This is a genomic window from Variovorax sp. Root411, assembly GCF_001425205.1.
GTDB lineage: Bacteria > Pseudomonadota > Gammaproteobacteria > Burkholderiales > Burkholderiaceae_C > Variovorax.
Map to the genome: position 1 here is coordinate 114,830 of NZ_LMDW01000005.1, position 13,070 is coordinate 127,899.

The following is a 13,070-nucleotide window of genomic DNA, read 5'->3' on the forward strand; positions in this document are numbered from 1 at the left end:
TCAGCAATCAGGCGGCCAGCACGGCCACGATGGTGATCTGGGCGCGGTCATCCAGCTCCAGCGTGTCCTTGATCCACTGTTGATAGTTCTTGAACAGGTCGGCGGTGTCGTCTTCGAGCTGCTTGCGGCGCGCAGCGTTGACCTGTTCGATACCCTTGGCGAAGTCCAGCTCCAGCTGGGCGAAGTGCTTGAGCTCCAGCGTCTTGAGCTTGTCCAACTCGCGGCCCAAGCGCGCGCGGCAGTCGGTGTCGAACGCCTGCTTGATGGGCTTGAGGTGGCGCTCGGCGGTCTGCACCACTGCAGGCAGTGCTGCCTGAATGTGTGCGAAGGGGATAGCTTGGCCATCGTTCGCCAGCGAAGCGGCTCCAAAGCCCGTGCGCTGCATGACTTCGTCGAGAGTCAGCACGGCCTCGGTCTTGCCGGCGGCGTTGAGGTACACGCCCATCCACTGCGTCAGCATCGTCTGCCCGCGCCGGTTGGGCGCCTGGGCCAGCACCACCACGATGGCTTCGCCGGCCGAAATGCCTTGCCGCACGCGGATGGCGGGCGCGCTCATCCGCTTGAATAGGCCCATCAGCTTGTAGTCCAGCCATTGGCTGATGGGGTGCAGTGGCCACAGGTAGTGCACCTGCGGCCAGGCACCGGCATCACGGGCCTGCTGGATGGCGGCATCCACCACCGACTTGTCGGCACTGAGGGCGAACTGGTTGTCGGTGGGCCACATTTCGCTGGCCAGCTCGCGCTTGAGCAACGGCGCCAGGTCGCTGCTGGGCTGAAAGCTCAGCGTGCGTTTGGCATCGTCGCTCTTCACGGGGTTGTGTTCTCGCGGCGAGGCACTGCGCAGCCAGGTCAGCGCATCGCGCAGGTAGGTGTAATCGTCCCTGAACAGGCTGGGGACGCTCTCGGTGGGGGCGGATGTGGGCGCGGGCGGGATGGCCCGCACGCTGGCAGGCCTGGCGTCCTGAACCATTGGCGCCGCATCGGCCTGGGCCGCACACCAGAGTGCTTCGAAAGGGTCCACGTCGCCCTGGGCCAGTTGCGCTGCAAAAGTGTCGGCTGTGGTGTTTGACTCCATGGCGGCGGCGACCTTGGCCACCTCCAGCTCTTCGTCATAGAGTCCCATGAACGCGGACGGGTCACCGATGTTCTTGGCGGCCTGCTCGTCCTTGTCGATCAGGATCTCCAGGTAGCGCAAGTCACCACGGATGCGCTCGTGCTGTGGCACAGTCAGCATGTAGCCGATCTTGGGCACCTGCAGCTGTCCATAACGGTCCACCCGGCCGTTCCGCTGCTGGAAGACCATCAGCGACCAGGAAATGTCGAAGTGGATGAGCCGGTGCGATTGGTAGTGCAGGTTCAGGCCCTCTGAGGCCACGTCCGAAGCAATCAGCAGGCGCAGCGGTGCATGTGCGCTGCCAAACGCCTTGACGGTGGCCTGAATGTCCACATCGGGTAACTGGCCGTGCAGCACCGCCACCGCGTCGGCTGACAGACCCAGAGCCTTGGACAGTTCAGCCTGCAGGAACTTGAGCGTCTCGATGCGCTCGGTAAAGAGCACCAGACGATCGGACGGATCGCGACTATCCCACTTCCAATGGGCACCGGAACGCAACTGGTCGATCAGGTGCTGGAACTTGCTGAACTCTGCGGGGCCAATGGCTGCGACCAGATCTTGAAGTTCACTCAGGGCCGCGATGTCGGGGTGCGCGGCATCCTTGGCCTGGAGCTTGCGCAGACGCTCCTTCAACGTCTGTAGGCAAGCTGCAGGAGACGAGAACAGCGCCTTCTCGAGCGTGGTGCGGAACAACATCGCGCCGTCGCGCGGTTGCCCCGTATCAGACGCGAGTTTCAACTCGCCCAGGCAGTTGAAGGCCGCGTTCTCGGCCGCGCTGCCCGGCCGCTCCAGGCGAAAGACCTGGCGCTCAGGAAAGTCCTGGCGCATTTGGTCCTTCACGTCCTTCTTGAAGCGGCGGACGAAGAGGTGCGACACGTCGTCACGCGTGTAGTCGGCACCGGCGGGCAGCACGGTCGGATCCAGCATGCGCATCAGGCTGGCGAAGCTGTCGCGCTTGCCGTTGTGCGGTGTGGCGGTCAGCAGCACCAGCGCGTCTGACCGCGTGGCCAGCAGGCCGGCCAGCCGGTTGCTCTGCGTGCGGTTGCCTTTGTAGGAGACGTTGTGGGCCTCATCAATGATGATGAGATCCCACCAGGCCTTCTCCAGGTAGTGCCGGTATTCGCTGTCGCGCTTGAGCGTGTCGACCGAGATGATCGTGCGGTCGAAGTAGTTGAACGGATTGTGGTTCGCCGGGATTTCGCGCCGGATGCGCTGGATGCCGGCCGAGTCCAGCCGTGTCAACGAGATGGTGAAGCGGTTCCAGAACTCTTGCTGGAACTGCAGCATCATGCTCTTGGTTGTCACCACCAGCACCCGTCTGGCCTTGCCGCGGCGCATCAGCTCGGCGGTGAGGATGCCGGCCTCTAGCGTCTTGCCCAGCCCGACCGTGTCGGCGATCAGCAGCCGAGGCCTTAGTTGGCGCAGCACTTGGTGGGCTGGCACCAGCTGGAACGGCAGGGTGTCCATCACGGCCTTGTGCCCCTGAACGATGGCTTCGCCCTGGAGGGCCGACTGCCGCAACTTGGACTCGACATAGAGGCGCGAAGCGATGAAGCTCGGAGACTCGTCGAACACCAGCTCGGTCTTGGCCGGGTCGATGAGGGTCACATCTTCCAGCTGGGACAGGAACAACGCGCGGCGGTTCCGGACAGTTTCGGAGATGCCGATGCAGCTGAGTTGCCAGCCCCCCAGCTGGCAGACATCGGCGTTTTGGACGATCCACTCTTCATCGCGGATCAGAGCTCGCGCGCCGGGCGCGGGGGCCTGCTGCAGTTGCATGTAGTTTAGCGCTCGTTTTTCGCGCCAGTTTCCTAGCCGGACTTTTGGATATTGTGTCCGATTGTGACTTGAAAACTTGGTCGTTCGAGCCGACTGCGATGTCACATTTCGGGTCTTTGTCGGATAGTGGCCGGCATGGAGCTCGGCGTGGCCGTAAGACCGTGCTGGGCTTCTGAACAGCTAGGCGATCTGATGTAGGTTCGCGGCAGAAGTCGCAGGAGGCAAAGATGCGCGTACTGCCTCTATCCGGCGGATCGCTCCAGACGAGAATCAGAAGCGCCATGACGCTCCCCCTTATTCGGTCACTTCCAAACTGGAGTTGGACGGCCTCATCGAAAAATGGTGACGGATCTTCAGTCTTGAGCACCCCGCGGATCTACCGACAGAGCGGTCCCTGCCAACCTCCGCTCGCAGCCGTGACCGCGCATTGCCCTCGATCCCACAAATTTTCAGCCCTATATGACACACACGGGTTAGCCATCTAAGGCTGCCACCGCAATAGCCCAGCGCTGCCAGTGGCGGCCGTGCTGGGCTTTTTGCCATCTGCGCTCCGCCCCAGGGCTCTCTGGGCTCGGTCCTCATCTCCAGGCGCCGCGTGCGCCTGCGTCCCTTGAAAGGAAGACTTTGATCTCGACGAACTCTCCCCTCGAATACCTCGCCGCATTTGCCATCGCCCTGGCAGGCGGGGTTTTGCTCGGCTTCGGCTTTGCCTGGGGCCGTGACATCCCCTCAAGCCAACCGAGCGGCGAAATGCCCCCGTGAGCGCCAGCTTCACTTCCTCCAACAACCTCCAAGGAGTCCATCGAATGCCCCTCATTTGTCCGAAGTGCCGCTCCGGACGCGTCGAAGCCAGGGATGTCGGCAAGAAGACTGGCAGCGCTCTGGGCGTCATTGCCGGTGCGGCCGGCGCTGCCACCGGCGGTGCGGCCTTGGGTGCGATTGCCGGCGGTCCCGCTGGCGCTGTCCTCGGCCACCTCGCTGGCACGCTCATGCGCGCGCTGGTCGGCGGCGCCACGGGCTGCGCAGTCGGCGCGGCGCTCGGTGAAGTGGTAGACGAGAACATTCTTGCCAACCACCACTGCCTGAACTGCGGCCACCGATTCCGCCTGAAACGCGCCGAATGATGCCCAAGCATCGTTCCTGACGCGGCGACCTTTCGCCCAGCGTCAACTGCGATCGCCCGATCGCAGCGTCTTCTCTCCCTCCCTCTTTTCATCCTGACCTATCAGGCATAGGCCTGCGCCGCCGCATGGACGCGACGGCGCGGGCTTGTGCCGCCTTGTCTATCAACCAGAAAGTAAATCTCACATGGCACACCTTCTTGAAAAAATGGCCTATGTAGGCCAAACCCCGTGGCACAAACTGGGCAACCAGCTTCCCGCCAAGCAACCCCTCGAAGTCTGGGCAAAGGCAGCCGGGATGGATTGGACAATCCGTGAAACCCCGGTGCGCTTCATGGCCGACCAGGCCGGCGCGCTGGGCTCGATCAAGACGTTCGAGGATCAGAAAGTTTTGTACCGCAGCGACACCAAGGCGCCGCTGTCGGTGGTGAGCAATCGCTACCAAGTGGTCCAACCGAAGGAGGTCCTCGAATTTTATAAAGACCTAGTCGAAATTTCGGGCTACGAGCTGGAAACAGCCGGTGTACTGAAATCCGGCAGAAAGTTCTGGGCGCTGGCGCGCACTGGCAAGGAATCGGCGCTCAAGGGCACCGATGTGGTCAAGGGCTACATACTGCTCGCGACTTCCTGCGATGGAACGCTGGCCACCACGGCCACGCCGACCACGATCCGCGTCGTGTGCAACAACACCTTGTCGATCGCGCTGAACGGCGCCACCAGCGCCGTCAAGGTGCCGCACAGCACCAGCTTCGATGCCGACGCCGTCAAGCGGCAACTCGGCATCGCCGTGTCGGGCTGGGACAGCTTCATTTACAAGATGAAGACTTTGTCCGAGCGAAAGGTGAAGACGCACGAATCGATGAACTTCTTCTTGAAAGTCCTCTGTCAGACCGACAGCCATGCCGACGCGGCCTTGGGCCTGACCAACGAGCGCGCCCTGAAGAAGGTCCAGGCGCTCTATGACGGCCAAGGTCGAGGCGCCGAGCTGGCCGCGGCCAAGGGAACGGCGTGGGGCCTGCTCAACGCCGTCACCGAATTCGTGGACCACGAGCGGCGTGCGCGCAACCAGGAGTACCGCCTCGACAGCGCATGGTTCGGCCAAGGCGCGGCGCTCAAGCAACGCGCCCTCGACCATGCATTGCAGTTGGCCGCCTGAAAGAACGCAGCGATCGATCTCCCACCTCACCACCGCGTCATACGCCCCTGACCATTTCGATGGACCGGGGCGTTTTTGTTTGTCGCGGCGCAACCCACATCTTCAAAGGAAACATCATGACGAATGCATTGCCCTATGAGCGACCTGCCAGGGCTCGCCCTGCACTCAAGCTGGTCAAGACGCAGGCGTTGAGCCGCGATGAGTGGCTGGCTGTCCGCAAGGGCGGTATCGGGAGCTCCGACGCGGCCGCGGCTGTCGGCTTGAGCCCCTACAAGTCCCCGCTCGAGTTGTGGATGGAAAAGACCGGCCGGGATGCTCCCTTGCCGAAAGCGGATCCCGGCGACGAGACCAGCCCGATGTACTGGGGCAGTCTGCTGGAGCCCATCGTTGCAGCGCACTACACGAAGCGTACCGGTCACAAGGTGCGACGCATCAACGCGGTGCTGCAGCATCCCCGGGAGGCCTGGATGCTGGCCAACGTCGACCGCGAAGTGATCGGCGTGCCCGATGTGCAGATCCTCGAATGCAAGACGGCCGGCATGAATGGTGCGCGACTCTGGAAGGACGGCGTTCCCGAGTACGTTCAACTCCAAGTTCATCACCAGCTCTGCGTCACGGGCAAGCAGGCCGCGGATGTCGCCGTGCTGATCTGCGGGCAGGAACTGCAGGTGCACCGAATCGAACGCGACGAAGCCCTGATCGCCCAGCTCATGAACCTCGAGCGCCGGTTCTGGGGCTACGTGGAGCGCGACGAGGCACCGCCGGCCGATGGCTCGGACTCGGCGGATGTGGCACTGCGATGCCTGTATCCGCGGGACACGGGCCAGACCGTCGACCTGTCGGGCGATTTGGAGATGGCGGCTGTGTTCTCGGACCTGCTGGCGATCCGACAGGTCCTGGCAACGAACGTCGACCTGGAAGCCCAGCTCAAGCAGCGCATTCAGCAGCGCATGGGCGAGTCCTCCAAGGCGATCTTCGAGGGGGGCGAGGTGAGCTGGAAACGCAGCAAGGACGGGGTCGCGCTGGACACGGCGCGACTTCTGAAAGCGCAGCCCGAGTTGCTGGAGACCTTCGCTGTGGCGAAGCCTGGCTCTCGGCGGTTCCTTGTGAACACCTGACGCGTCTCACCGGCATCCCACCGGATGCCCACCAGCCGGCCCTTCGAGTTCGAGGGAGCCGGCTTTTCTTTTGTCTATTCAACTGCAAGGAGATCAACATGCTCAAAGGATTGGCACTGACGCCCCCCGTCATCGGCCGGATTTCGATCGGCAAGGTCGTGGAGAAGGATGGCAGGCGACTGCCCGAGAAGGACGACGAGTTCACCGTCACCAGCCAGGTGCAAAACAGGGAAGGCTGGATCACCCATCCCATCGATGAAACCCTTCGCCCATCGGTAGGCGCCAAGCTGCGCAGCATCCCAGTGCGACTTCTGTTCGACGATGCCGACCTGAGCCTGCGCGCCAACTACACCCTATTCGATAGGGGGACTGGGCGGCCGATGTGCGTCGGAAACGGGGAAACCTGCAAGCGCTCCACGCCTTCCGGCGTCCAGACGCTACCGTGCCCTTCACCCGAGGGCTGCGAAATCGCTAAGGGTGGCCATTGCAGGCCATATGGGCGGCTCAACTTGCGTATCGGCGACGACGATGAACTGGGCACCTTCGTGTTTCGCACGACCGGGTACAACAGTATCCGTACTTTGTCGGCGCGATTGAGGTACTTCAACGCGGTTTCCGGCGGCTTGCTGTCGACCTTGCCGCTGGAGCTTCGTCTTCGCGGGAAGTCGACGACGCAATCGCATCGGGCGCCGATCTACTACGTGGACCTCACCGTGCGAGCCGGGATGTCATTGAAAGAGGCGATCGCCAACGCGAGGACCGAAAGCCAAAGCCGCCAAGCTTGCGGCTTCGATCAGGGTGCGTTGGACGAGGCCGCCAGGCATGGCTTTGCTGCGGGCGCCTTCGAGGAATCGGAAGAAGAAGGTGGGCCCGTGGTCGAGGAGTTCTTTCCCGACGATTTCGACCATGGGCAGGCCGCCGGATCGGATTGCTCCGTAACGAAGCCCGGTTTGGCGGCCAAGCTGAATCGCAAAGCTGCATCAGTTCAACGCGCGGGCGTGGTCTCCGGTGGCGAGTGACATGCTCAGCATCAGATGCATCCGGCGCCTTTGCTGCCGACTTGCCTCGGGTCTGTGGGATGGCCGCGCTGGTTGGCAGCAGTCGATTGGGCAAAATCAACCGATGCCCGATCTTGGCGAGTTCACCGATGACGAGTTGTTTTCACGCGCGCACGAGTGGCGCAGACGGGCGCTGTACGGCGACAAGGACGCGCGCGGCATGGCGCATGCCTTGGAAGCCGAGATTCGCCGTCGGGTACGTAACCCGAAGACCGCTTTCTCTGCACTCGATACCCGCCCACTTGCGGCTCGGTCGGCTCAGCCTTGGTGGCGGTTCTGGTGAACGAAATTCCTCGGCAGTGGATGGCACCGTGAGCAGGGTCAGGGCCCATGGGGGCCCGGGTCTGCTGATGTGCCTTGCTGGGGTGAATATGATTGAAGCTTGTAGCCAGAGACCTGCGGGTCTCTGGCGCTTCTTCCTTCTTTCTTTTTGATCGGCAGAGAGGAAACCTCTCTGAGAGCTTGATCAGAGCGAGGCTTGAGGCCTCGCTGGCATCGACAGAGAGAGGTGTGGACACCTCTCTCGTCTAATCAGAGGGGGCCAGGAGGGCCCCCTTATATACAAAATAACCCCCAGCATTGGCTCTGCATTTGTTGTTGCCGAGTGCCGGCTACCCTCCGGCGCCTGACATCTCATGGGGCTATGCGATATTTTTTTATAGCAACGGTCCATAGAATTCGCCCGAGCGCTGCACACCAAGTTGACCACCGAGCCTTCGCCCCGGTATGTCAGCAATGTGGGCGGGAGCAGCCTTGGTCTTTCAGTTCCCGGCCGGCGCGAGTCGCCAGAAGCAGACGCTCGCGCCTGCCGCAGAATCGCCTGGCTAGCTAATTTCTCAGCAACCGATCCCGTGCGAGGGACAAGTCCAAATCCATGCCACCAAAACTAGGCACAACCCGCAAACAGCGGAAGACCCAGCACGTCGCCAAGGGCGGCGTCATCCAGCCGTCGTCGCAAATCCTTCTGCTGAATCCCGACCAATGGGAAGAGTTCATCCTGGCCGCCGCGCGCCAGCGCGATCTTCCCGGCGGCAGCCACTATGCGGTCGTCAAGCGCCTAGGCGGGGCCGGCGACGGTGGCCGCGACATTGAGGCGCGGTATGGCCAGGCGTTGGTGCGTGACGGCTGGGACCTGTACCAGGCCAAGCACTATGCTCAGGGGCTGACGCACAGCGACGCCTTCCCGGAGATGGCGAAGTTCTTCAAGCAGTTGGCCTTGAAGACCTACCCCCGCCCAACTTACTACTATTTCTGCTGCCCGAGGGCGGTCGGCAACGAGCTCCACAACACGATGGCGTCGGGTGCTGCAGCCTACAAGGCAAAGTTCCTCGATGCCTGGAAGAACGAGCACACCGGCATGAAGGGCAGGGCGGCCGAGCTGACGCAAGGCGTTCAGGCTGCCATCGACGATTTCGATTTCGCCCGCTTCATTGAGTGCCCTGTGCACAACCTGCTGGCCTGGCACGCGCTCGACAGGGCTGCCCACCATGACCTTTTCGGCATCGTGCCCGAACGCGGCGACGATGATCCGATGCCTGTTCAGCCCGCCGGACACGAAGACGTGTATCTCGACGAGCTCCTTCGCGTCTACACCGAGCACAAGGCTTCGCCCGTGACATGGGTCGATGTGCCCGGCAGCGATTACGAGGGACACCTCACTGCCCAGCGGCAGACCTTCTACTGCGCTGAGGGCCTGCAGCGCTTCAGCCGTGACATCTACCCACAAGAGCAGGAGTTTGAACGGCTGCTGGATATGGTCTACGCAGGCATCCGCCCCACGGTAGTCCAACTTCGTCTCAAGACGGGGATGGACCGTGTCGACGCGACCGTCGACAAGGCTTCGACGTTGCAAGTCCAGGAGAGCCGCCTGTCGCCCCAGCTTCGTGGGGGTGACCTACCTGGCACCTGCCATCACCTCGTCAACGGGGGTAGGCTCAAGTGGGTCAAATGAAGAAGTCCAAGCCCATCGCCGCCTTTAACTCGCCTTTCGAACTGGGCGTTCGGATGGTCTACCTACTCAACTCCTTGCAGCCGGCCGGCGCCGACCTCCAGAAGCTCGTCCTGCTCGACTACGCCATCGTGTATTCCGACGATCTCGGCGGGCCCCCCAGCCTTCACACACCGGTGCCCTACCGCGGCAGCGAGTACCTGAGCCGCCGCGACCTCATCGCCCAAGGCCTCTACCTGATGAGCACCCGCGGCCTCGTCGCCGTTGCCATGGACGAGACCGGCATTACCTACTTCGCCGGTGATAGCGCCAGGACCTTGGTCGGCGCGCTGACATCACCCTACTTGCGTGAGCTGGAAGGCCGGTGTCGGTGGGCGGCCACGACCTTCACCACGCTCAGCTCGCGAGACATGACCGAACGATTCGCCCAGCAAGGGCACTTGTGGGGTGCCGAATTTGAAGGTGCCAGAGCACGAGGGCACCAATGGCAATAACGCTGAAGCACTTGGCGGTGTACGGTCCGGGCCTGTCGCCAGCCGTGGTGTCGTTTGACGGACATCGCACCCTCATTCGCGGCCCCAGCGACACAGGCAAGTCGCACATCTGGGACTGCATTTGGTTTCTGCTGGGCGGTACAGGGGCACTAGAGCAGTTTCCAGAGTCAGAAGGCTACGATTCGCTGGAGCTCGCCTTCCTGCATGATAGGCATGAGTACCTTGTGCGCAAGGCAATGGCCGGCGGCGCCGCGCGCGTGCTGGTGCGGCTGGACGAGATTTGGGTCGCTGACGGTGCGCCGAACTCGCTCGAAGACGTCGCGCAGGATCTCGGTGAGTTGCTCGTCGAGCTGATTGGCGCAGAAGGCAAGAAGGTGCTTCGCACACGAAGTGAGAAGGGCGCCATTACCGGTGACGACATCAGGCATTGGGCGCTGCTCTCCCAGCCCGGGATGATTTCCAGAGACGCGACCAAGGGCAAAGGTCATGGCTCGGACAAGCGCGTCTCTTCCTACTCGCTCTTCCTCAGCGGGCTCGACGACTCCGCGGTGGAGCTCTACAAGAGCAGTTCCATCAAAGACCAAGCCAAGGGCAAGTTAGCGGCCGCCGAGTCGGAAATGGCGCGCCTGGAGGGCGTGATTCCTGTTGACACAAATCGCGCATCAACCGTCGCTGCCCTGGCATGGGTCGACGAGCGTCTTGACATGTTCGCCACGCAGCTCCAGGCGCGCTCGTCGGTTCTGAAGGAACTGCGACAGAAGATCGCCGCAGAAGGAGACGCTCTCACTACTGCATCGGCGCAGCTCGCCAGCGCCACATCGATGCGCGAGCGTTTCGCGCTGCTGGACCTGAAGTATTCAAGTGACCTTGCCCGGCTCGGAGCTACGGACGAGGGCATCGCCTTCTTCCAGGCCTTGGCAGAGACGCCCTGCCCGCTCTGCGGCACGCCGGTCGAGCAGCACGTGGATCCCGGCAATCTGAAACCCAGGGCGCCAACAAAGTACCGAGATGCCATTGCCGCCGAGGCCGAGAAGATTCGCGAACTTCGGCGCGGCCTGCAGCCATCCCTGGCCCATGAGAAGGCGCGCATCGTCACTGCCACCGCCGATGTGCAACGTCTGACCGCGTCGCTCGAGGTCCTGGAAGAGCAGGAGACGTTGGTCCTGCGGGCCGCGGGGCAGGAATTCGATGGGGACCCGCGCGAGCTTGCCGAGTCCCACACGCGGTTCTCGTCATTGATAGACGCCTTCGACGAAGTCGATCGGCTGAAGGGTGAGATCGCCCGTCTCGAGCAGGAAACGAAGCAGAAAAGGACAGCCCTCGTCCGCAACGTGGGGTCGCACGGCGATGAGGTCGGGGCGATCGCGCGCCAGATGCTCAACGACTGGGGGTTTACGTCCATTAAATCGGTGTACGTCGACCCGGCTGCCTGCGACCTGGTCATCGACGGCCGTCGGCGTCTCAGTTATGGCGCGGGCAAGCGCGGCCTGTTCCTCTCCGCCATGACCATCGCGTTGATGCAGCACGCACTGAAGGAAGGCCACCCCCACCTAGGCGTGGTCGTGCTGGATTCGCCGCTGAAGGCCTACGCCCAAAAAGAGTCGGCAGACAACACGGATCGAGACATCCCAACGGCCACAGTGAACGCAAGCTTCTACGGCTGGCTGTCGCGCTTCAAAGGCCCTGGCCAGATCATCGTTCTTGAAAACGAAGCGGTGGATCCGGCTACAGCCCGCGCTTTAAACGCCATCGAGTTCACCGACGACACCAGACACGGACGGCAAGGGTTCTATCCGCCCAGAACGGTGATCGCCCCGCCGCCAGCGCCGGCGAGCGACGGCACCGAGTTCGACGATTTCGCGTAGTGCGCCCATAGGCGACACTGCAAAGCGGCCAGTTTTACCCCGTCTCGAACTTCCGCTTTGGCCCCAAGCTGCCTGCCAGCAGACATACATCGAATGCCCGCAACACTCGTGAGCAGTCAGAGGGGCATCTGGTGCTCGCCGGTTGCCGACAACTCACTATCGCCTGATCGGCTGCAGCGGATGACGGCCGGACACCGCGCCGAGCACCAAGCCATCGCGCGTGCCTTCGTGGCCAACACGAATCACGCGGTCGGTATCGGCCAAGAAAGTCGCGGCCTTATCGAGCTGGCTCGCGATCGATTCGTTCTGCCGAGCCAGCGTGTCAGAGCCGCGGTACATGAACTCACCCACCGCATTGCAGTCGATCAGGTAGCCCAGCCCGTGCGTCTGGGCAAGCCACCGTTCCTCGAGGATCTGGTCCATTGCAGCCAACTCCTGCTTGCTGGGGCCATCCAGCGCAAGAAGTATATGGACCAGGTAGGGGCTCGTGGCGCCTCGATCGATCTTGTGGATGTCGGCGACGATGGCTTCACCAAACTGCTCCTTCACGCTGCACAGGAAGCGGGTGCCGGCCTCCAGCATGAAGTTGTACTCCTCGCGGTCATTGATCGTGAAAGTACGGCGCATGCACAATTCGAACCGCTTGACGTCACAGTCGGCATGACGCTTGCCCACATCGGCAAGGTATGAGCGCAGCCCGCTCGCGCGGGCCGCATGCGTGTCTTCATGCCGTTGCATGTCTCGGCCAGTGCTGACTTGCCGGCCGCATCGTCGGATCTCATCGACAAACGCATTGCACAGGGTAGCTGCCGACAGGACCGCGTAGCCTCGTCCGAACCAGCACGCAGGCTGTCCCATCGGTCCCATTGCCGTCCCTTCCAACAGCCCTGCCTCTTGAAATGCATCGATGGCAAGGCGCACGTATGGATCAAACCGGATGTCGGCACACGGACTTCGCGCAAAGTGTTCGATCAGGGGCATCACTGCGAGGAGGCGGTGACCCAGTCGGGTCGGCTTCCCGCCAAAGGTGGTGTTCGTGAAGGCCGCCGTTCCTGCGGCGCTCGCGGACATGCAGGCCTTCGAAAATGCCTGAATTCCTAACAGCTTGTCCCCATCGCCCATCGTTTCCCTTCGTGGGGACGGTGGGGGCACGAAAATCGGTGCCGTGCTCCCTTGAGGAGGATAGACCGGCGCCCATTCTCGCGACGGGGCGAAAGCCTGGACCGGTGCGTGTGTTTCGATGTCGCACATTCGCTCCCCCAGAGCCAAGCGCAGCGCCTGGTGCTTCGATACCCTTGGCAGGGGCCGAATTGCCTCGCCCCCCTGCAAGGTGACGGTCGGGCCGAACAAGCCGCCCGTCGGTGCGCCTGGGTGCGAATTCCAATTCGTGCTCTGAGGATAGGTGAACATGGAAGTC

Annotated in this window: 10 protein-coding genes; 8 read left to right on the forward strand and 2 right to left on the reverse strand. The window is 62.6% G+C overall.

Going from position 1 to position 13,070, the window contains the following annotated elements:
* Window positions 1-7: 7 nt before the first annotated feature.
* Window positions 8-2,893, reverse strand: a complete 2,886-nt coding sequence (locus ASC92_RS09910; RefSeq protein ID WP_056514044.1) for a DEAD/DEAH box helicase — start codon at window positions 2,891-2,893, stop codon at window positions 8-10.
* A gap of 806 nt (window positions 2,894-3,699) precedes the next feature.
* Between ASC92_RS09910 and ASC92_RS09915 the strand changes: the two genes are divergently transcribed.
* From ASC92_RS09915 to ASC92_RS09945, 8 genes are all read left to right on the forward strand, one after another.
* Entirely contained in the window at window positions 3,700-4,017 is a 318-nt protein-coding gene (locus ASC92_RS09915; protein WP_056514046.1) for a hypothetical protein, read from the forward strand.
* A 184-nt stretch (window positions 4,018-4,201) separates the two neighbouring features.
* Window positions 4,202-5,170: a DUF932 domain-containing protein gene (locus tag ASC92_RS09920; RefSeq protein ID WP_056514049.1), complete on the forward strand. Its 969-nt coding sequence runs from the start codon at window positions 4,202-4,204 to the stop codon at window positions 5,168-5,170.
* A gap of 116 nt (window positions 5,171-5,286) precedes the next feature.
* Window positions 5,287-6,288, forward strand: coding sequence for a YqaJ viral recombinase family protein (locus ASC92_RS09925; RefSeq protein WP_056514053.1), 1,002 nt, complete (start codon window positions 5,287-5,289; stop codon window positions 6,286-6,288).
* A 98-nt stretch (window positions 6,289-6,386) separates the two neighbouring features.
* Window positions 6,387-7,307, forward strand: coding sequence for a hypothetical protein (locus ASC92_RS09930; RefSeq protein ID WP_056514056.1), 921 nt, complete (start codon window positions 6,387-6,389; stop codon window positions 7,305-7,307).
* Between the two features lie 103 nt (window positions 7,308-7,410).
* Entirely contained in the window at window positions 7,411-7,629 is a 219-nt protein-coding gene (locus ASC92_RS28555; protein WP_157609024.1) for a hypothetical protein, read from the forward strand.
* A 591-nt stretch (window positions 7,630-8,220) separates the two neighbouring features.
* Window positions 8,221-9,297 carry an ABC-three component system protein gene (locus tag ASC92_RS09935; protein ID WP_056514059.1) on the forward strand — a complete coding sequence of 359 codons (1,077 nt, stop codon included), beginning with the start codon at window positions 8,221-8,223 and terminating at the stop codon, window positions 9,295-9,297.
* The gene (locus ASC92_RS09940; protein ID WP_056514063.1) at window positions 9,294-9,788 is read left to right on the forward strand and encodes an ABC-three component system middle component 2; all 495 of its coding nucleotides are present in this window, start codon (window positions 9,294-9,296) and stop codon (window positions 9,786-9,788) included. Before ASC92_RS09935 ends, ASC92_RS09940 begins: the two co-directional genes overlap by 4 nt.
* On the forward strand, window positions 9,779-11,653 hold the full coding sequence (locus tag ASC92_RS09945) for a hypothetical protein (RefSeq protein ID WP_056514066.1): 1,875 nt from the start codon (window positions 9,779-9,781) through the stop codon (window positions 11,651-11,653). Before ASC92_RS09940 ends, ASC92_RS09945 begins: the two co-directional genes overlap by 10 nt.
* A 156-nt stretch (window positions 11,654-11,809) precedes the next feature.
* Here ASC92_RS09945 and ASC92_RS09950 read toward each other — a convergent pair whose 3' ends face one another.
* Window positions 11,810-13,063 (reverse strand): hypothetical protein, encoded by a 1,254-nt coding sequence (locus tag ASC92_RS09950; protein ID WP_157609025.1) that lies wholly within the window; start codon window positions 13,061-13,063, stop codon window positions 11,810-11,812.
* Window positions 13,064-13,070: the final 7 nt, after the last annotated feature.

Coding starts and splice junctions, on each gene's coding strand:
- ASC92_RS28555 (WP_157609024.1), top strand. CDS start 7,411: ATGCCCGATCTTGGCGAGTTCACCGATGACGAGTTGTTTTCACGCGCG.
- ASC92_RS09910 (WP_056514044.1), bottom strand. CDS start 2,893: ATGCAACTGCAGCAGGCCCCCGCGCCCGGCGCGCGAGCTCTGATCCGC.
- ASC92_RS09950 (WP_157609025.1), bottom strand. CDS start 13,063: ATGTTCACCTATCCTCAGAGCACGAATTGGAATTCGCACCCAGGCGCA.
- ASC92_RS09925 (WP_056514053.1), top strand. CDS start 5,287: ATGACGAATGCATTGCCCTATGAGCGACCTGCCAGGGCTCGCCCTGCA.
- ASC92_RS09915 (WP_056514046.1), top strand. CDS start 3,700: ATGCCCCTCATTTGTCCGAAGTGCCGCTCCGGACGCGTCGAAGCCAGG.
- ASC92_RS09935 (WP_056514059.1), top strand. CDS start 8,221: ATGCCACCAAAACTAGGCACAACCCGCAAACAGCGGAAGACCCAGCAC.
- ASC92_RS09940 (WP_056514063.1), top strand. CDS start 9,294: ATGAAGAAGTCCAAGCCCATCGCCGCCTTTAACTCGCCTTTCGAACTG.
- ASC92_RS09930 (WP_056514056.1), top strand. CDS start 6,387: ATGCTCAAAGGATTGGCACTGACGCCCCCCGTCATCGGCCGGATTTCG.
- ASC92_RS09920 (WP_056514049.1), top strand. CDS start 4,202: ATGGCACACCTTCTTGAAAAAATGGCCTATGTAGGCCAAACCCCGTGG.
- ASC92_RS09945 (WP_056514066.1), top strand. CDS start 9,779: ATGGCAATAACGCTGAAGCACTTGGCGGTGTACGGTCCGGGCCTGTCG.